The following is a 20,691-nucleotide window of genomic DNA, read 5'->3' as shown; positions in this document are numbered from 1 at the left end:
TAACCTAGTTTTAACTTGACCTTAACTTAATTATTACAAATACTATATTATTTATGTTTTGGAGATATAAACAACAGAAAAAAGGTGACTATTCATATCACTAACATCACCTTTTTTATCAATTTTATATAGTTTTTTAATTAATCTAAACTCTAATATATATCAAAATATCTTTTATATTTTCATCTTACATAAAAGCTTATTTATAATTTATAAAAATTTTATTTATCCCATAAAATCTTATTCAGTATAGGTTTCATATGTGTACATTTTTCTTTCAATATTATGTCATTATTATAGTCAATGTTATTATATCCTAAGCAATCGTTCATACAAAAATATCTAACATTACAATTTTTACATTTATGATTTTTTTCATTGTCTACAATGCTTTTAATTATTTTTTGGTTAATAAAACTCTTATATTCTTTTGAATTAAAAATAACATCTAAATCTTCATTTAATATATTGCCTATCTTAAATTCCTTCTTTTCTAAAAATAAACAAGGATACATATCACCAAATTCATTAATTGTAAGTTTATTAATACCAGCTTTACAAACTATATTGCATTTTAATTTACCTCTTAACTCTTCTAACTCATCTTCATTTTTAAATGATAAATCTGGATAAGATACCATGCCTATTTTATTGAAATTAGTTGAACCTCTTCCTTCTGCAACAAACTGCCTTACTCCGCCTTCAACCTCCAACTTTTGGCAAAGCAACATAAAATCATCTATATGTTCTGAATTCTGAGATGTTGCAGTCATTGTAAGTACAATTTCATTTTTTTCAAATCCAACCCTTTTAAGGCTTTTTATGGCTTGTACTATTTTAGTGTATACCCCTTTTCCCCTAACAAAATCAGTAGATTCTTCATTATATCCATCTAAGCTAATAGATATTTCTGTTAGATATTTTCTTAATTCAAAGGCTGTATCATCATTTATTAACGTTCCATTTGTTATCATTCTTAATGTTCCTTTAAACTTACTTCTTATGTGCTTTAGTATTTCTATAATGTCCCTTCTAATAAGTGGCTCTCCGCCTGTTACCATTAATGTCTTTATATCTAATCTAATTAATTTATCTAAAATTATCTTTACATCTTCAGTATTTAATATTTCTTTTCCATTTATATCACAATCAGCAGCACAATGGATACAATTTAAATTACATCTTCCTGTTAACTTAAATTCTACATTGTCTATTTGTATATTCTCTTTTTCCATATTATCATTTACAATCATTTCTTCATCAATTAACACTTCAAATATGTCATTCAATTCTGATTTTGTACTTTCTGATTCTATTTTTAAAATATAATTTTCTGGTTCTATTTCATTTGAAATACACTCTCTTACTAATTCAAATTTATCCTTATCTAATACTCCCCAAACTCCGCTCTTACCATTTATAATTATTACTTCATTTTCACTTTCAAGAAATTTTGTGTATTTTGAAAATATTAGTTTATCATTAAATTCCTTCATAAATATATCCCCCTAGTTATAACATATCAACATTATAAAATTTATATATTATTTTTTATATGTATAAAAGTGGATTTTAAAATCCACTTTTTGTATTTTAATAGCAATCTCTAGTGCCACCATAATATATATAACTAGGTATTCTTTTTATCTCTTTTTTGCTTTTTCCATAAACTTTCATCTATTATTCTCCTTCTATTTTTATTTTAAGTATACTTATATTCTATTTAAATTTTACCTATTATATGTGAGTACTTTATTTATTGTTCAAAAATAAGTTTTTCTCCTATTTTTGTAAAAATCAATTTATTAACATACACCATCATCATACCATGTGTATGGTCTTCTTCTTTTTATAGATTCCTTTTTGTTCTTTCCATAAACTTTCATTCATTATCCCCCCAATCAACTTTAATTTTTATTAAGTATACTTAATTCAATATTTATTGTATCATTATGGAATTATTTTACAATACATTTTTTGTTAATTTATTTTTAATGTTTTTTATTTTATTAAAATTTTATAAGCATTTTTACCTTGTAATTTTATTAATTGTATAACTATTACCTTACATTGCATTCATTTTTATTTAAAAAATAAAAGGATTGAAAAAGAATAACTCTTTCTCAATCCTATTTATTTTTTATAAAGAATTTTCAATATCATTTAACATGGTCTCTGTTGAAGTTATGCCTCCAGATATTATATACCATGCTTCAGAATTCAAATATACTATTTTATCATTTTTGTATGCATCCGTTGCTTTTATGATTTCATTATCAAATAGTGCTTTAGCGCTTGATTCTCCACCAATAGCGCTTCCTCTATCTATAACAAATATGTATTCTGGATTCTTATCTAATAAATATTCAAAAGAAACTTGTTGTCCATGGTTGCTTTCTTCTAAAGTTGTATCTATATTATTAAATCCTAGTTGATTGTATATTAATCCAAATCTTGATTTTGCTGCAAAAGCACTTAAATTTCCATCATTAGCCATAACTGTTGAAGCATTTATATTTTTACCTTTTACCTTTTTATTTATTTCTTCAATTCTATTTTCTATATTTTCTATTTTTTTATTTATAAAATCTTTTTTATCAAATATTTCCCCTAATGCAGTCATATTACGTTTAAAGTCATCCATATAATTACTTCCATCTACTCCTAAATAAACAGTTGGTGCTATTTCTTTAAACTTATCATACATATCTTCTTGTCTTCCACTAATAACAATTAAATCTGGTTTTAATTCACTTACAGCTTCAAAATCAGGCTCTTTTAAATCTCCTAAATTAACATACTTTTCATCTTCATATTTTGAAAGACTTGATGGAACACTTGCTTTAGGCAGTCCTTTAACTTCTATTCCCATATTATCTAATGCATCTAATGCACCATAATCAAAAGTAACTACAGTTTTAGGATTTTTAATAACTTCTACTTCTCCCTTTCCATCAGTTATTGTAATTAATTCTTTATCATTTGTTTTTGTATCTTTATTTCCAACTAATGCAAATGCACCAATTACTCCTACTATTGCCAATCCAGCTATTATTGCTACTTTTTTATTCATATTAATCACCTCTTGAATTATTTGATATTTAAAATCATTATCATTAATAATATATACTTATTTTATTTCCTTCTATTTCTTGTACATTAAAATCCATTTCATATATTTCTTTTAAAGTGTTTTCATTTATTATTTCTTCAACATTACCTTCTTTCGCTATTTTCCCATCTTTTAATGCTACTATGTAATCGGAATAACATGATGTAAAGTTTATGTCATGCATAACAAGAATTATTGTTTTTCCAAGTTCATTACATAAATTTCTTAATACTTTCATCATTTTTACTGAATTATTCATATCTAGATTGTTTAATGGCTCATCTAAAAATATATATTCTGTTCCCTGTGCAATTACCATTGCTATGTATGCTCTTTGCCTTTGTCCACCACTTAACTCATCTAAATACTTATTTTGAATATCTGTAAGATGCATATATTCTATAGCTTCACTTACATATTTTTCATCTTCCTCTTTTAATCTTCCCTCACAATATGGAAATCTTCCAAAGCTAACAAGCTCTTTTATAGTAAGTCTTATATTGATATTGTTTGATTGTTTTAATATTGCAATTTTCTTTGATAGCTCTTTTTTATCCCATTCTTCAATCTTCTTTCCTTCAATAAATACCTCACCTTCATCCTTATTGATAATTCTAGTTATAACGGATAGTAATGTACTTTTTCCTGCTCCATTAGGTCCTATAAAAGAAGTTATTTTACTTTTTTCTATCTTTAACGTTACATCATCAACAACTTTTTTATCCTCATATTTCTTTACTATATTTCTAACTTCAATCATATCTTGCTCTCCTTTAATAAAAGATACATAAAATAAACTCCACCAATTAAATTAATAACTACACTTACTGGAGTATTTAGCTTTAGTATTTTTTCAATTAATAATTGCCCTGAAACTAATGTAAATAAACTTACCAGAACACTTGTACATATTAAAATATTATGTTTGTATGTTTTCATTACTTGTCTTGTTATATTAACCACTAAAAGTCCTAAAAAAGTTACAGGTCCAACTAATGCTGTTGAAATAGACAAGAATATAGATATTACTACTAAAAACTTTTTAACTACTTTATCATAATTTATTCCAAGATTTATAGCATGATCTCTTCCAAGACTTATACCATCTAAATATTTTATATCATCATATATAAAAGGTATCACTATTAAAATCATCAATATTGCAATTAAAAGTATATCTACATTTACATTATTAAAACTTGCAAATAATTTATTTTGTAAAACTAAGAACTCATTTGGATCTATTATCATTTGCATAAATGAAGATAAACTACTAAAAAGTGTTCCAAAAATCATTCCAACTAGTAATAAAAATACTATATTTGCACCTTTGCTCTTAAATAATACTTTATATAATGCAAAAGATGATAAAACCATAAAGCCAACACAAATCACAAAATTTAACTTTTTGTTCGTTATTAATAAACTACTTGCACCTAATATAAAAAATATTACTGTTTGAATAAGTTCATATAGTGAATCTAAGCCTAAAACACTTGGTGTTAATATTCTATTATTTGTAATTGTTTGAAACACAACTGTTGAAAATGCTATAGCTCCAGCTGTTAATGCTATTGCCACTAATTTAGGTACACGTTGTGACATTGCATAACTTATATTTTCTTTATTTACACCTAATGTTAAAAATAAAATCATAGATATACTCACTAATATTGTTAATAAATATATAGGCTTGTACAACTTATTTAATACATTCTTATTTATTGAATTTAAACTTGAATCTTGTCTTTTTACATTAACTTGCATAAGAATTCCTCCTAAACAGCATGATTAAGAATGTAATACTACCTATAACCCCCACTGTAAGTCCTACTGAAATTTCATATGGATATATTAAAATTCTGCTAACTATATCACATACTAAAACAAATAATGCCCCAAATAATGCTGTATCCCAAATTATTTTATTAACATCATCACCTTTATAAAGTGAAACTATATTAGGAACTATAAGCCCTATATATGGTATATTGCCAGCGGTTATTATTACACATACTGTTACTAATGCCACTATTATTAATCCTAAATTCACTACACTTTTATAATTAACACCTAAGTTTATTGCAAAATCTTCTCCCATCCCTGCAACAGTGAACTTATTTGCATATAAAACTGCTACAATCATTAATGGAATACTCAAATATACAAGCTCATAGTTTCCCTTTAATATCATTGAGAAATTTCCTTCCATCCATGAATTCACATTTTGAATTATGTCAAATCTATATCCTAAAAAGGTAGTCATTGAACCAATTATATTTCCACACATTATACCTACAAGTGGCACAAAAATTACATTTTTAAACTTAAGCTTTCTTATAAAAGTCATAAATATAAATGTACCTATCAATGCAAATATAAATGATATAATAGTTTTTTGCATTATACTTGCACTTGGAAAAATAATCATTGCAACTACAATTCCTAATTTTGCAGAATCAATTGTTGCACCTGTTGTTGGTGACACAAATTTATTTTGACTTATTTGCTGCATTATAATTCCACATATGCTCATTCCCATACCAGCTACTAATATACTAACAAGTCTTGGTACTCTACTAACAAGCATTAAATGTATGCTTTCCTTATTTCCACTTAAAACATCTGTAATACCTATATTCTTACTTCCTAAAAATAATGATATTATAGAAAAAATTATAAGCAGAACTACTAAATGTCTTTTTCTTACCTTCATAATTTCCACCTATCTGAATTGATAATTTGTTTTAATTGATAATTAATTTCATTTAAATATTATAATATTTTCCTTTCATCGTCAATATATTTTTTAATTTAATTTAATTTTATATAAAATTAAATACTTAGCCTCTGCTTGTGAGAATTAATTCTTATAAATAATCACTCCTTATATATTACTTTCAATTTTTTTATCCACATTATAATCCGCCAAGGTTAAAACCTCATCTACAAAGGATTTAATATTAATTACCCAAACCTTTGTAGATGAGAATTCATTCTTGTAAACCCTCATTTTTATATATTACTTTTAATTTTTTATCCACATTATAATCCGCCAAGGTTGAAACCTCAGCTACGAAGAAAATTTAATATTAATTCCCTAACCTTTGTAAACAAGAATTCATTCTTGTAAATCGTCATTTTTATATATTGCTTTCAATTTTTTATCCACATTATAGTCCGCCAAGGTTGAAACCTCAGCTACGAAGAAAATTTAATATTAATTATCCAAACCTTTGTAGACGAGAATTTATTCTTATAAACCCTCATTTTTATATATTGCTTTCAATTTTTTATCCACATTATAATCCGCCAAGGTTGAAACCTCAGCTACGAAGAAAATTTAATATTAATTCCCTAACCTTTGTAGACGAGAATTCATTCTTGTAAATCGTCATTTTTATATATTGCTTTCAATTTTTATCTACATTACACTTCGCCAAGGTTGAAACTTCAGCTACGAAGAATTTAATATTAATTACCCAAACCTTTGTAGACGAGAATTTATTCTTGTAAATCGTGATTCCTATACATTACTTTTTAATTTCTATCCACATTACAATCTGCCAAGGTTGAAACCTCAGCTACGAAGAAAATTTAATATTAATTATCCAAACCTTTGTAGACGAGAATCTATTCTTGTAAACCCTCATTTTTATATATTGCTTTTAATTTTTTATCCACATTATAGTCCGCCAAGGTTGAAACCTCGGCTGTGAAAAAATAATTTTTATAAATTTTATAAATGATATTGATTTTCATTTGCATTTATTGTATATTATTTATGGGCTTTAAATTATCGCGGCAAATTTCTAAGGAGATGATAATTATGGCAAAATTTATGGGACCTAGATTTAAACAATGTAGACGTCTAGGATTAAATGTATGTGGGCATCCAAAAGCAATGGATAGAGCTACAAAAGGCACATCTAGAGCTGATAAAAAGCTTTCACCTTATGGTGTTCAATTATTAGAAAAGCAAAGATTAAAAGCTTACTATGGAGTACTAGAAAAACAGTTTTCTAATTATGTAAAAAAAGCTACTAAAGATACAGATCCAACTGGATATGCTTTACTAAAAAGATTAGAATGTAGACTTGATAATTTAGTTTACAGACTTGGCTTTGCAAATTCTATTCGTCAAGCAAGACAAATGGTTGTTCATGGACATATTTTAATTAATAATAAAAAAGTTGATATTCCTTCTTACAGTGTTGAAATTGGAGAGGTTATATCTTTAAAAGAATCATCTAGAAATAATTTATTATTTAAAGATAACTTCATTAATTCTTTAAATCAATACAATTATTTATCTAAAGACTATGATAATTTCTCAGGAAATCTCTTAAAATATCCTGAAAGAGAGGAAATTCCTATTTTAATTGATGAAATTTCAATAGTTGAATTTTACTCTAATCATTAATTTTTTAAGTTTATTAAAGAGTATAGATAAATATTACTTTTATAATTAATCTGCTATATCAATTAATTTAAAAACTTTAAATGTTGCCAATATTTATGGGTTTTAAGTATAAACTAAAATATTAGTTTATAACCCTATATTTATCTATATTCTTAATATAAAGATTGGAGGTGAATTAATTCTATGAATGAAACTGCTCAAAACTCTTCTATAAGTAAATTTTTCTTTTGGGAAGATAAACTTATTAAAGATACTCCTTTATGGAATTGTAATTTTGATAATAAACCATTAACTCACAAATCAAAATTTGTCTATACTGGAATAATAAATAACTCTAAAAATATATTTGAATGTGGTTGGGCATCTTATCCAGATATATTTACACTTTTAGGTTTTGTTCAACATGTATTTTTACCTACATCACTTTTAACATGGTTTGATAATAGTATAGATACTGGCTTTTTCATACCGCTATCACACTTTGATGTTTTAATTGATGAAATACAAAATAACAACACTAAACTTGATTATAAGAAATTCTTTCATATGGAAAAGAATTTTCACCTCCTAAATCAATATTGGGCATTTGATTCTAATTCCCTATTCATAGAATTAGATAACTTTTGTAATCAATTTAGTGAAACTTGGGACTCCAAGGATAAAAAAGTTTTTATTAAAATATTTAATAATCCTAATGAAATATTTAATTTCATTAAGAAATCTCTTGAATGGGATTTTGAGGATTTTATTGAGCAAGAAATAAATATGAGTTTAGACAAGCTTAAATTTACTTGCCAAAATGCTATAATTGCACCTTTACTAAACAAAAAATTTATAGATATATTAAATATTAATATGCCTATAATGTTTTAATTTTACTATGATTTCTTTGATTAAAAGCTATCAATTTTTCCGTAAATTGATAGCTTTTAAATTTAATTTTTGTTTAAATTGCTTATTAATTCCTTATAATATTCATCAGTCTGTTTTTTATTTTCTCCACTAACAAAAACATATTTATCTTTTAATTTAATAACTATATATTCACCTTCTCTAGAATATACATATAACATAGATTTGCCATATCCATCTATATTATAATGTCCTAAACTATAATTTTCTGTACTTGCACCATTTGTTCTAACTCCCTTTGGTATACTATTTATAATTTTAATATCCTCTATTTCATCAATATCAAATGACATGCTATACATAGGTGCTGACATTACTACTTCATTTTCTCTTATATTCATATTGAATTTAGTAAAATCTAAAATAATAAACATAAATACAAGTCCAACAAGAAAAATAGCTGTTAAAATGTAAGAAATATATACTATATTTCTGCCCTTTTTAGTTCCCATATTATATGTCATTCCATATCCTACACGCTTTGCAACCATAGTTCTTGAATCATTGGGATTATTATAAATATCATACTTCCAATACTCATCTTCATCACTATATATTGGGGTTTCACAAGTTTTTATTAATTTATTTTGTTCATTTCTAACTTTTTCATTAATAATATAAATTCCGCCTAAAATTATAAATGATGGTGCTATAACAATTATTAAAATTAAAATCATATTTATGCTATTCATCTTAATCAATAAAAACATAAATAACATACTTAAACTTTGTATAGTTGCAGCAATAACACATCCTAACGTCCAATTTTTTTTAAATATTCTATTACATACCAGATTAATTTTACTATCTTCACTGAAAACCTTAGTTCTATCCTTACAATAAGCATTGTACATAAAGATAAATATAATAGTTCCTATTAACCCGATAAATGATAAATATATAATAGATGTATCTATAGTTTGTCTATCTTTTATTACTATTAATATTGGAATAATAGATAAAATTAAACTTGGTATAAACCAAGTTTTAGACACAACCATTGTATCCTTTAACCTAGTAACTTCTGTATCTATATTTATAATATATCTATTTTTAATAAACCAATCTTTTTCTCTTTTTAATTCTTTTAATTCTTCATTGTATTTTATAAAAACCCTATAATTTATATACATTAATCCAAAAATCCATAAAAATAAATAGGCTATTTTTAAAGAAATATAATTTACAATTATTGTAGGCAAAAATAGTAATATACTATAACACATACATTTTTTGTTAGCTTTTTTATACTTATCCAATATTATTAAAACCTGAGAATTTTTAAGTTCTGAACTTGGAAGTGTAACCCCAAGTATAATATTATTTTTTTCTGCTACTCCACTACTGTTATTTATAAAAATTGCAATTATAGTTGTTAAAGCGGTAATGAACAAAATTATATTTATAAACATATCTAAATCTCACTTCCTTTAAGCTTTAAACCATCCATTTTATTAAATATATTCTCACACATATTAATAAATTCATCATAATTAATTCCCTTTAAGCCAGATTCAACTATTATAAGCTCAAGTTCACTTTCTACTTTTTCTTTAAATTCTTTGCTTGTATCTAGCAATGGATTTACTCTAGCACCATGTCTTCTATCTATTTCAATATAACCTTCATTTTTTAAGATATTATATGCCTTATTAACAGTCATTGTATTTATGCCTATATCCTCTGCCATTTGCCTTACTGTGGGAAGTCCTTCTCCAACCTTAATCTCTCCTCTACCTATGCCCATAACAATTTCATTTCTTAATTGAACATAAATAGGTATATTACTAGACATGTCTAACTTTAAAATCATATTTTTCACCTTCTATTTAAGTATTATTTGTATTATATATTATAATACAAATAATACTTAAATAGAATAGTTTTTTATTAATTAATAAAAAATTCGCACCTATTTAGATGCGAATTTTTAATATTCTCTTTAATATTTAATTTTTATAGATTATCTATACCTCGATAATTTAATTTGTGGTTATTCATATTTTCAACATCTTAATACTAATTAAGATTGATAGATTTATTTACAGGATATAAGTTTAAAACTAATTTGAATTTTTCATCATCTATATTATTCCAACATTTCTCAGTAAATTGGTCCGTTATCATCGTATATACATATTTATTAGTAACTTCTTCTCCTGGTTTAAGTTCTAAATATAATTTAGTATCATTATCATTAAAATTTTGAAACATCTCAAGATTCAAGCCGTTTCTCCAATTTATTGTGCTTAACACAAAGGCATATGTTTCTATTTTTTTTATCTCATTGCTGTCATTTTTAATGTTCAATGTTACCACACCAGCATTCATTTTTTCTTCATCTTCTTCATACATATTTACATTTTTCAAATCCATTTTTCTAAGCTCTTCATCTTTTATTAATTTAAATTCTTTTGCTGTAATTTTTACTCCATTATATTCTACTGCTTCATTTAATTTGTGTTCTTCTACAATTGGACTTGGATATTTATTATTTATATATATATATCTTGAGACAATGGCAATTCCTATTAAAATGAACATGATTATGAAAATTATTTTTTTCTTATTGATTTTTATAGCTTTATTTTTCATCAATATTACCTTCTTTCAATTCTCGATGTCCTTTAATAGCACCATTTTCAATTATAAATATTTCATCTGATAAGTACTCCAATTCTTCTGAATCATGACAAGAAACTAATATTAAAGCTCCTCTATCTCTATGTTCATGTAATATCTCTCGTACTACTTTTACACTTTTTTCATCTAATGCATTTATAGGTTCATCTAAAATTATAATGTCTGGATTTTCCATTATCGCTGCTGCTATTCCCAATTTCTGTTTCATTCCTAATGAATACTTTTTAAATTTCTTTTTATCATCTGGGTCAAGTCCAACTAAAGAAATAGTTTTTCTAATATGCTCTTCATCAATTTTTCCTTGAATATCTGCAAGAATTTTCAGATTTTTATATCCAGAATAATTTCCTATAAAACCTGGATTTTCAATAAGTGCTCCTATACTTCTTGGAAATGAAATATCTTTTCCTAATACTTCACCATTTATTACAATTTCACCTTCAGTAGGTAAAATTAATCCGCAAATTGCTCTCATAAGCATGGTTTTTCCTGAGCCATTTTTACCTTTTAAACCATAAATTTTTCCTTGTTCCATTTTTAAATTTATATTATTAAGTATGGTGTTTTTTGCTATTACCTTAGTTAAACTTTTTACTTCTATCTCCATATTAATCCCCCTATAATACTCTAATTCTTATCTAATATATCTATTTTTTTAAATTTTAAAATTCCTATAATTATAGATATTATAATTATAATTGTTCCTATAATTAATCCATTAATAGTATTAACCCCATTTAAATCTATTTTGCTATTTCTAAGTATCATTAAATAATTTCCAATAAACATTCCATTGCAATAGAATGTTGAAATTACAAGTATTAAAATTATAACTATATTACTTAAAATAGATGTTGTAAATAATGCTACTGTCATTTGAAATAACGATAATGCTATTGATATTATTATAGGTAGTAGTATGCATATACAAAAAAATGTTTGCGATGTAAAACTTGTTGTATTTACTTGAGAAATATTCATATTAATTTCATTTGTTGGAGTTAATGAAATTCCTCCATTAAATACTGAAAACAAAATCATCACAACATAACCTATAGCATAATAAATAATAACATTTCCTATTACCCATATACATTTACTAAGAAACCATTGGTATCTCCGTTTTGAGCGAAGTAATATTTGCATTCCATAAGTTTTTAAATCTAATAATGGATAATATCCTATAATAAAAGTAAGAAATATATTTATTAATATCCATGATGCAGGTATTTTTAATGTTTCTAATTTATTATCAAAATTAAAACTTGTCCTTCCTTTATATATTTCAATTACATAATCAGAAAAGTTGGGCAAATTTTTAAAAGAATTATATTTCACTTCACTTGATATAATGCTTTGAAAATTAATTATAAAAAATAAAAAAATTAAAAATACTATAATATATTTTTTCCATGAATAGATAGTTCCCATAATAAAATCATGCTTAACTTGCATTAAAAACATATTCTTAGATTTTTCTTTTTTCTTATATGCATTATTCATTTAAAAATTCCTTTCCCTTTGATATATGTTTTCCTATTAAAGTGATTATAAAAATTAATACAATTCCATATAAAATTCCTAGAATTATTTTTTGTTTATTTACCCACAATTTGTAATCTATTGATATAACTCTATTAAATATTTTTAAAAATATTGCATGTCTTTCAAAAATATTTATAGCCATTATTATAACTAGTGAAATGATTTTTTTATCAGTTATCCAATATATAAGTAATGCTAAGGAACTCATTACTATCATTTTTATTGAATACACTAAAAAGAAGTATATTATTACTTTTAAAAAACTAACTTTTAATAGAAGTCCTTTGTTTTCAAAATTAAAAATACTATTTGGTTTATTCCAATTTATATATGAAGTTGAATACAAAGCACCTATAAAATAAGTGCATATAGATACATAAATTGTTATAAACACTGAAAATAATACTATTTTATATATCTGTTTGAACCAAAGTTTCTTTCTATTTTTTTCTTGTAAAACAAAAAAAATATTAAAATCATTTTTAACTATAAAAAAGAAAACAATTATAGTAACAGGCAGTATAATTGTTGCGCTTCTTGCTGATGTCACAGCAATTAGAAAATCTGCAATACTTAATTGTATATTACTTCTCATTGCTGATATTATAATGTCTCTATAATCTATTAATAACATAATAATCAAAAAAAATAAGTAACTTAAAATTGATATCCAATTATTTTTTATATTTCTAAAAAAATCACTTGTCCAAAGTTTTAAATCATTAAATATAATTTTCTCACCTCAAACTTTCCATTTCAAATTGTGAATTTGTACTTAATATCTAACCTTTAATACTTTTCCATTTTGACCTCTAGCTTTATAGTCTACAGTTCCAATAATTAACTCAACATTATTATAATCTAACTCATCATCCCACATTATATATATTAAATCTGTTGTAAACTCTTCATGTGGTTGCAAATTATAATAAAAGTATCTCTTATCTTGTCCCTTATCTTCTTTATTAGTCAAAAGTACAGATCCACCATTTATTATTTTGTTATTATTATCATAATAATAAATTCCATATTCCCCTAGGTTTTTCTCTAAAACTTTATCTGTTTTATTTTTTATTGTCATATTTATGATAAAGTATGAAAATTCATTTGTTATATTTCCTGCCTCATCAATTTCTACTGTCTTTTCCTCTATAATTTTCCCTTCCTCATTAACCTTTGCCATAGGATAGTCTTTTATCATTTTAAAGTTTTTTTGCTCTTTACTTCTTTCTACTTTATTAACTATATAAATTGAATCATCAAACTCTATTTCTTTTCCAACTTTAAATTCTTCTCCATTTTTATCAGTTTTTTCAGTAACACTTGTAATTTGTTTTCCTTCCAACTTTTCACCTGCTGATATTACATGACCATCTTTTTGTTCATTTCTACTATCATTTTCATTTTCTTTTTTATCATCTTTTATGTTTTCATTTTTCTCACTATTTTCTGATTTACTATTTAAAACATTATTTTTAGGTATAAAATTATTTTTAAGTAAACTATTATAAACTACTACCATTATCATAATCACGCCACAAACTATCAAAGCTATTTGTTTTTTGTTCATTTTATAGCACCTCAATACTTTTAAATTTATATCTTTCCTTTAATTTTAACTTCCATTTTAAAATGTATTTTGATGTAACTAAAAACTATTTATTTAATACTTCTATAATTAATATCTAACTTTTAATGTTTTACACTGTTGACCTCTAGCTTGATATTCTACACTTCCAATAGTTAACTCAACATTGTTATAATCTAAATAATTGTCCCACATTATATATATTAAATCTGTTGTAAGTTCTTCATGTGGCTGTATATTGTAACAAAAATAACGTCTATCTTGACCATCATATTCTCTATTTGTCAATGTTGGTGCAGCTCCATTTATTGTTTTATTGTTATTATCATAAAAGTCAATTTTATACTCTCCTAGATTTTTTTCCAAAACCTTATCTGTTTTATTTTTTATTGTCATATTTATAATAAAGTATGAAAATTCATTTGTTATATTTCCCTCATCATCAATTTCCACCATTTTTTCTTCTATAATTTTTCCTCTTTCATCAACTCTTGCCATAGGACGGTCTTTTATCATTTTAAAGTTTTTTTGCACTTTGCTTCTTTCTACTTTATTAACTATATAAATTGAATCATCAAATTCTATTTCTTTTCCAACTTTAAATTCTTCTCCATTTTCATTTTCTCTTTCAGTAGCAATTGTAATTTCTCTGCCTTCCAATTTTTCACCTTGTGATATAACATTCCCGTTGCTTTCTTCTTCTTTAATATTTTCTTCCTTTTTACTTTTATCATTTTTTATGTTTTCATCTTTCTCATTATTTTCTGATTTACTATTTAAAACATTGTTTTTAGGTATAAAATTATTTTTAAGTAAACTATTATAAACTACTACCATTATCATAATCACGCCACAAACTATCAAAGCTATTTGTTTTTTGTTCATTTTATAGCACCTCAATACTTCTAAATTTATATATTTCCTTTCACTTTAACTTCCATTTTAAAATGTATTTTGATGTAACTAAAAACTATTTAATACTTCTATAATTAATATCTAACTTTTAATGTTTTAGACTGTTGACCTCTAGCTTTATATTCTACACTTCCAATAGTTAACTCAACATTGTTATAATCTAACTCATCATCCCACATTATATATATTAAGTCTGTTGTAAACTCTTCATGTGGTTGTAAATTATAATAAAAGTACCTCTTATCTTGTCCATTATCTTCTTTATTCGTCAAAAGTACAGATCCACCATTTATTATTTTGTTGTTATTATCATAATAATGGATTCCATTTTCAACTAAATTTTTTTCTAAAACTTTATCTGTTTTATTTTTTATTGTCATATTTATGATAAAGTATGAAAATTCATTTGTTATATTTCCTTGATCATCAATTTCTACCATCTTTTCCTCTATAATTTTCCCTTCCTCATTAACCTTTGCCATAGGATAGTCTTTTCTCATTTTAAAGTTTTTTTGTTTTTTACTTCTTTCTACTTTATTAACTATATAAATTGAATCATCAAACTCTATTTCTTTTCCAACTTTAAATTCTTCTCCATTTTCATCAGTTTTTTCAGTAACACTTGTAATTTGTTTTCCTTCCAACTTTTCACCTGCTGATATTACATGTCCATCTTTTTGTTCATTTTCCTTTTCATTTTTATCATCTTTTATGTTTTCATCTTTCTCATTATTTTCTGATTTACTATTTAAAACATTATTTTTGGGTATAAAATTATTTTTAAGTAAACTATTGTAAACTACTACCATTATCATAATCACGCCACACACTATCAAAGCTATTTGTTTTTTATTCATCTTATAGCACCTCAATACTTTTAAATTTATGTCTTTCCTTTCATTTTAAAATGTATTTTGATGTAACTAAAAACTATTTAATACTTCTATAATTAATATCTAACCTTTAATACTTTTCCATTTTGACCCCTAGCTTTATAATCTACAGTTCCAATAATTAACTCAACATTATTATAATCTAACTCATCATCCCACATTATATATATTAAATCTGTTGTAAACTCTTCATGTGGTTGTAAATTATAATAAAAATATCTCTTATCTCCATATTCTTTTTCCTTATTGGTCAAAAGTACAGAGCCACCATTTATTATTTTATTGTTATTATCATAATAATAAATTCCATATTCCCCTAGGTTTTTCTCTAAAACTTTATCTGTTTTATTTTTTATTGTCATATTTATAATAAAGTATGAAAATTCATTTGTTATATTTCCTGCCTCATCAATTTCTACTGTCTTTTCCTCTATAATTTTCCCTTCCTCATTAACCTTTGCCATAGGATAATCTTTTATCATTTTAAAGTTTTTTTGTTCTTTACTTCTCTCTACTTTATTAACTATATAAATTGAATCATCAAACTCTATTTCTTTTCCAACTTTAAATTCTTCTCCATTTTCATCAGTTTCTTCAGTAACACTTGTAATTTGTTTTCCTTCCAACTTTTCACCTGCTGATATTACATGTCCATCTTTTTGTTCATTTTCCTTTTCATTTTTATCATCTTTTATGTTTTCATCTTTCTCATTATTTTCTGATTTACTATTTAAAACATTATTTTTGGGTATAAAATTATTTTTAAGCAAACTATTGTAAACTACTACCATTATCATAATCACGCCACACACTATCAAAGCTATTTGTTTTTTATTCATTTTATAGCACCTCAATACTTCTAATTTATACTTTTTAATAAATGTCTTCCTTTCTTCCCTTAATTAAAAATGTACTTGCTGTAATTAAAAACATCATTACTGTCTCTAATAATATAATTATAAATTTGTTTTTATAAGAATATGGTTGTAAAAATATAAGTGGTATATATGATTCTAAATTAAATGAACCTAATACAGAATATATAAATACATATATTAAAAATGGAGCTATGATTACCATAAATCTGTATTCTGCTATTAAACTTATGGAAAGTCCTATTGTTGCAATGAATCCACTAAACATAAAATCTATAATTAAATAACCTAATATATATATATATGGATGAGTAAAAAGCACTTTACTCCACATACTTACTTGACCTATTTGTCCATAAGTGCTTACATTAGGAACATATGATGGTAAAAACATTGATGTTATTATTAAATTAACAATTAATGGCATTACAACTGCAATGCCTGCTGCTATAAATGTAGCTAGATATTTTCCTATAAAATAATCTTTTCTATTAGCTCTTATAAGTACATTTTTTATATATCCACTCTTTTTATCTGTAAAAAAAGAATCTGCAAAAGGTATACATGCTAAAATAGGTACTATTAAATAATATAAAAATGATTCTGCTGTATAACTTGCACCTATCCACTCAGTAAATGTATTAGGTGGTGAATACATAGGTTTAGGATATTTACTTGCCATCTTAATAAAATTAATTGCGGCAGTATTATATTGAATATTATGAGCTATAGTTATAATTAAACCAATTAAAATTGTTCCTAACATAGCCTTACTTTTTATAGCTCTTGATAATTCTAATTTGAATATTTTTCCCATTTTAACTCTCCTTTATATGATAAATACCACTTCTATTGTTTAAAATAAAAGTGGTATTTTTATCACTTCATATATATTATTATTTTATATACTGTCTGGACTCCATACCCCTTCAACAGGAGTTCTTATAGCACCACCAGGAGTTAACACAAGTGTACATGTATTATATCCATTTTCTTTTACATAATTAGGTAAATACTTTACTTGTCCTTTAGCTACAAATTGTCTTCCATTTGCATTACAATTTGCTCTTAAACTAAAATTCCCACTATACTCATCTCTTCTATCGGTAGCCCATACATCTGCATTAACACCAGCTTGTGAACCATAATTATTTATATAACATGATGTATAATCTAGCTTATCTAAACTTTGTAACGCTCTTTCATCATTTACTATTGTAAATTTAAAATTATATGGTTTATCTTCAATATTTCCTGCTGCCTTAACTGATGCCATTCCTGCTGAAGTAACTGACATAAATACCATTGCTCCTACTAATACTTTTGAAATTGTTTTCTTACTTTTCATTTCTTTACTCCCCCTAAAAAAATTTAATAATTATTTAATCTATATAAACTTTTATCTTTAAATTTGTTTCTTATCAAAATTTCATAGGTTCTTCTTATAAATTTAAATTTTTCTCATGTAATCTCTTTTTCACCCCTAGCATAAATGTTTTAGCTATATAATTATTTAATACATATTAAATAATCATATAAAAGAATGTAAAATTTCAAAATTACTACATTTCTCATATATTTATTGTTTCATTATTCTATTTCTTTTTTATGTATATTATGTATCATTTGTGTAAACTTTTACATATTTTGTAATTAATTTATTCTTTAAATAAAAAATTCACACCTTTTAAGTGTGAATTTTTAATATACTTTTAATATAAAATTTTATCATAACAGTAGAATGGCTTTTCTTTGCCTAAAAAGCTCATTTCACCAATTAGCTTCAGCCCACATTTTAAAAATAATGAATTCATTTTTGTATTTATTGAGTATGTATCAGTTTTTATGTATTTAATATTATTTTCCTTTGCTAATTCTTCTGCAAAACTTATTAATTTTTTACCTACTCCTTTATTTCTAAAATTAGAATCCACTGCCATTCTGTGAATTACCATACACTTTTCATTAGATGACCAATTTAAATCTTTATATTCATTAGGTTCAACATAGTTTATACATACAAATCCTTTTATAGATTTTTCGATTTCTTCAACATACAAATCTCCATTTTTTATGTCATTGAAAAAATCTATATCTCTTGGATAGTTCTCGTCCCATTGAGTATTATTGTAACCTTTCATTTCTTTTACTGTAGATTTTATTATTTCCATTATTTTTAATACATCATCTTCTTTTGCTTTTCTTATCATTAGTGCACTCCCTTTCTCTTTTCATAAATTTCCAATCATCTTTTGTATTCTCAGCCATTCTTTTAATAAAATTAGTAGCTAATGTTTTTTCTTCTTCAGTAAAATTTCTAAAACAAACTTTTATATTTCTATTTTCTTCTTCAATTACAAAATCATATATATTTAGAGCTTCCTTTGTTGGCTTTAGTTTATATCCTCTTTTATCCTCTTCATTTTTTTCTTTTATTACATATCCACCATCAATTAATCTTTGAATTGCCTTTGTAGTAGTTGTTTTATCAACTCTTAGCATATTTGATAAAGTAATAAGATTTATACCTGGATTTTCACATATACGGGTCAAAAATATAAATTGCCCTTTCTGCAAATTTATTTCTTTATATTTTTCGTCACTAATATAATGTATTGCTCTTGATAATGCACCTATTTGTCTTAATATCTCACATTCTAAATTTTTAATAATTATCACCTCATTTAGTTGAATATTCAACTTAATTAATTTATATTTTACATTATTATAGTTGAAATTTCAACTATAATAATGTAATTGAAAATAATTATCATTATTTTGTGATAATGTATAGCTTTTATCTGAAATATATATTATTATATATTTAGGTAAACAAGCTAGACGATTAAATTAATCTTATTTAAATTGAGAAATCGAAAATTAAAATGTTATATAAAAATTAGAAAGTAATATATCCAAATGTGACTAGGCAAGGTTGAAGCCTTTCCTACAAGTGAATTGGCACATTTTACTTTTTCTTTGTAGATAAAATCTATATCAGTTTGGTAGCTGAATTTTTAATCTTGGCTGTCCTTGATTTGAGTATAAATATTTTTTAAAAATATATTCAAGTGACGTTTGGCAAGAATTAATTCTCGCCTATAAAGGTTATAATAACATTTAAGAATAGAAATACCTATAAACTCAGTTTTACTGGTCACTTTCAATTCTCAATTTTCAAATTTCAATTAAATTAACAATGAAGGTAGGTAGAATTATGTCAATTTATACAATTACTTATTATTTAAAAGAAGAATCTCATTCTTGTGGATGTGGAGATAGCCATGAACATCACCATCATCATCGTGACGATTATGCAATTACTGGTAACATAAAAGCATTAGGTTCTTGGGCACATTTTATGCCTACTAGCTTTTTAGTTAAAACGGATTTAAGTGCTAATGAAATTTTAGAAAAGCTTAAAGAATTCGTTGAAGAAGATGATACAATTTTTGTTACTAAAGTAGATAAAGAAAATGTTGCATCTTTAACTCCTGGAGTAATTGACTGGATAAATAAATAATACAAAAAACCTCTCATAATATATTGAGAGGTTTTTTTGTTAGTATTTCATTTACTAATATATGTATTTATGACACAATTAGTATATATTTTCATCAAGGTGGTGATTTTCATATTAAAATATCTAATTTTCCTATTTATATTTATACTTCTTAATAGTCTAATTCTTTTTAAACGATTTAAAAACACTAAGTATAAACAATTCATTCTTTATACTACAATATTTATAAATATTTGTTTTATAATAACTATCATATTTTGTT

At 24.5% G+C, this 20,691-nt stretch carries 22 protein-coding genes; 3 read left to right on the top strand and 19 right to left on the bottom strand.

What is annotated here, in order from left to right; all coding sequences use genetic code 11:
* Positions 1-221 precede the first annotated feature (221 nt).
* From AC07E4_RS14260 to AC07E4_RS14240, 5 genes are all read right to left on the bottom strand, one after another.
* The gene (locus AC07E4_RS14260; protein WP_478216752.1) at positions 222-1,496 is read right to left on the bottom strand and encodes a radical SAM protein; all 1,275 of its coding nucleotides are present in this window, start codon (positions 1,494-1,496) and stop codon (positions 222-224) included.
* Positions 1,497-2,140: 644 nt separating this feature from the next.
* Positions 2,141-3,073 (bottom strand): siderophore ABC transporter substrate-binding protein, encoded by a 933-nt coding sequence (locus AC07E4_RS14255; RefSeq protein ID WP_430830411.1) that lies wholly within the window; start codon positions 3,071-3,073, stop codon positions 2,141-2,143.
* A gap of 43 nt (positions 3,074-3,116) precedes the next feature.
* Positions 3,117-3,872 (bottom strand): iron ABC transporter ATP-binding protein, encoded by a 756-nt coding sequence (locus tag AC07E4_RS14250; protein WP_034439488.1) that lies wholly within the window; start codon positions 3,870-3,872, stop codon positions 3,117-3,119.
* Complete coding sequence (locus AC07E4_RS14245; protein WP_478216751.1) at positions 3,869-4,879, bottom strand: iron chelate uptake ABC transporter family permease subunit; 1,011 nt, start codon at positions 4,877-4,879, stop codon at positions 3,869-3,871. Before AC07E4_RS14245 ends, AC07E4_RS14250 begins: the two co-directional genes overlap by 4 nt.
* Positions 4,869-5,828: an ABC transporter permease gene (locus AC07E4_RS14240; protein WP_034439490.1), complete on the bottom strand. Its 960-nt coding sequence runs from the start codon at positions 5,826-5,828 to the stop codon at positions 4,869-4,871. Before AC07E4_RS14240 ends, AC07E4_RS14245 begins: the two co-directional genes overlap by 11 nt.
* Positions 5,829-6,941: 1,113 nt before the next feature.
* Between AC07E4_RS14240 and rpsD the strand changes: the two genes are divergently transcribed.
* Together rpsD and AC07E4_RS14230 are read left to right on the top strand one after the other, a co-directional pair.
* Positions 6,942-7,535 carry a 30S ribosomal protein S4 gene (rpsD, locus tag AC07E4_RS14235; protein ID WP_478216750.1) on the top strand — a complete coding sequence of 198 codons (594 nt, stop codon included), beginning with the start codon at positions 6,942-6,944 and terminating at the stop codon, positions 7,533-7,535.
* A gap of 183 nt (positions 7,536-7,718) precedes the next feature.
* The gene (locus tag AC07E4_RS14230; protein WP_034439495.1) at positions 7,719-8,408 is read left to right on the top strand and encodes a hypothetical protein; all 690 of its coding nucleotides are present in this window, start codon (positions 7,719-7,721) and stop codon (positions 8,406-8,408) included.
* Between the two features lie 62 nt (positions 8,409-8,470).
* Here AC07E4_RS14230 and AC07E4_RS14225 read toward each other — a convergent pair whose 3' ends face one another.
* The 14 genes from AC07E4_RS14225 to AC07E4_RS14160 form a co-directional block, all read right to left on the bottom strand.
* Positions 8,471-9,859, bottom strand: coding sequence for a PH domain-containing protein (locus tag AC07E4_RS14225; RefSeq protein WP_478216749.1), 1,389 nt, complete (start codon positions 9,857-9,859; stop codon positions 8,471-8,473).
* Positions 9,860-9,861: 2 nt separating this feature from the next.
* Positions 9,862-10,260: a GntR family transcriptional regulator gene (locus AC07E4_RS14220; RefSeq protein ID WP_478216748.1), complete on the bottom strand. Its 399-nt coding sequence runs from the start codon at positions 10,258-10,260 to the stop codon at positions 9,862-9,864.
* A gap of 206 nt (positions 10,261-10,466) precedes the next feature.
* Positions 10,467-11,042, bottom strand: a complete 576-nt coding sequence (locus AC07E4_RS14215) for a hypothetical protein (protein ID WP_478216747.1) — start codon at positions 11,040-11,042, stop codon at positions 10,467-10,469.
* Entirely contained in the window at positions 11,032-11,697 is a 666-nt protein-coding gene (locus AC07E4_RS14210; protein ID WP_034439505.1) for an ABC transporter ATP-binding protein, read from the bottom strand. The genes AC07E4_RS14215 and AC07E4_RS14210 overlap by 11 nt, the downstream gene beginning before the upstream one ends.
* A 20-nt stretch (positions 11,698-11,717) precedes the next feature.
* Entirely contained in the window at positions 11,718-12,593 is an 876-nt protein-coding gene (locus AC07E4_RS14205; RefSeq protein ID WP_478216746.1) for a hypothetical protein, read from the bottom strand.
* The gene (locus AC07E4_RS14200) at positions 12,586-13,278 is read right to left on the bottom strand and encodes a hypothetical protein (RefSeq protein ID WP_478216745.1); all 693 of its coding nucleotides are present in this window, start codon (positions 13,276-13,278) and stop codon (positions 12,586-12,588) included. The genes AC07E4_RS14205 and AC07E4_RS14200 overlap by 8 nt, the downstream gene beginning before the upstream one ends.
* A gap of 132 nt (positions 13,279-13,410) precedes the next feature.
* Positions 13,411-14,205: a hypothetical protein gene (locus AC07E4_RS14195; protein ID WP_478216744.1), complete on the bottom strand. Its 795-nt coding sequence runs from the start codon at positions 14,203-14,205 to the stop codon at positions 13,411-13,413.
* A 108-nt stretch (positions 14,206-14,313) separates the two neighbouring features.
* A complete protein-coding gene (locus AC07E4_RS14190) occupies positions 14,314-15,108 on the bottom strand; it encodes a hypothetical protein (protein ID WP_478216743.1) in 795 nt (264 codons plus the stop codon).
* Positions 15,109-15,212: 104 nt separating this feature from the next.
* Positions 15,213-15,995, bottom strand: a complete 783-nt coding sequence (locus AC07E4_RS14185; protein ID WP_478216742.1) for a hypothetical protein — start codon at positions 15,993-15,995, stop codon at positions 15,213-15,215.
* 92 nt (positions 15,996-16,087) lie between these two features.
* Positions 16,088-16,870, bottom strand: coding sequence for a hypothetical protein (locus AC07E4_RS14180; protein WP_478216741.1), 783 nt, complete (start codon positions 16,868-16,870; stop codon positions 16,088-16,090).
* Between the two features lie 34 nt (positions 16,871-16,904).
* Positions 16,905-17,723: a hypothetical protein gene (locus AC07E4_RS14175; protein ID WP_478216740.1), complete on the bottom strand. Its 819-nt coding sequence runs from the start codon at positions 17,721-17,723 to the stop codon at positions 16,905-16,907.
* An 84-nt stretch (positions 17,724-17,807) separates the two neighbouring features.
* Complete coding sequence (locus tag AC07E4_RS14170) at positions 17,808-18,254, bottom strand: DUF2712 domain-containing protein (RefSeq protein WP_478216739.1); 447 nt, start codon at positions 18,252-18,254, stop codon at positions 17,808-17,810.
* A 364-nt stretch (positions 18,255-18,618) separates the two neighbouring features.
* Positions 18,619-19,116 (bottom strand): GNAT family N-acetyltransferase, encoded by a 498-nt coding sequence (locus tag AC07E4_RS14165; protein WP_478216738.1) that lies wholly within the window; start codon positions 19,114-19,116, stop codon positions 18,619-18,621.
* Entirely contained in the window at positions 19,091-19,585 is a 495-nt protein-coding gene (locus tag AC07E4_RS14160) for a MarR family winged helix-turn-helix transcriptional regulator (RefSeq protein ID WP_478216737.1), read from the bottom strand. Before AC07E4_RS14160 ends, AC07E4_RS14165 begins: the two co-directional genes overlap by 26 nt.
* 538 nt (positions 19,586-20,123) lie before the next feature.
* On the opposite strand from AC07E4_RS14160, the gene AC07E4_RS14155 reads away from it, so the two are divergent.
* Complete coding sequence (locus AC07E4_RS14155) at positions 20,124-20,429, top strand: hypothetical protein (protein WP_040328368.1); 306 nt, start codon at positions 20,124-20,126, stop codon at positions 20,427-20,429.
* Positions 20,430-20,691 lie beyond the last annotated feature (262 nt).

The sequence above is a fragment of the Clostridium amazonense genome (assembly GCF_056431285.1).
Note: the sequence above shows the minus strand (reverse complement) of the source record. Positions and strands in the feature narration are given on the sequence as shown.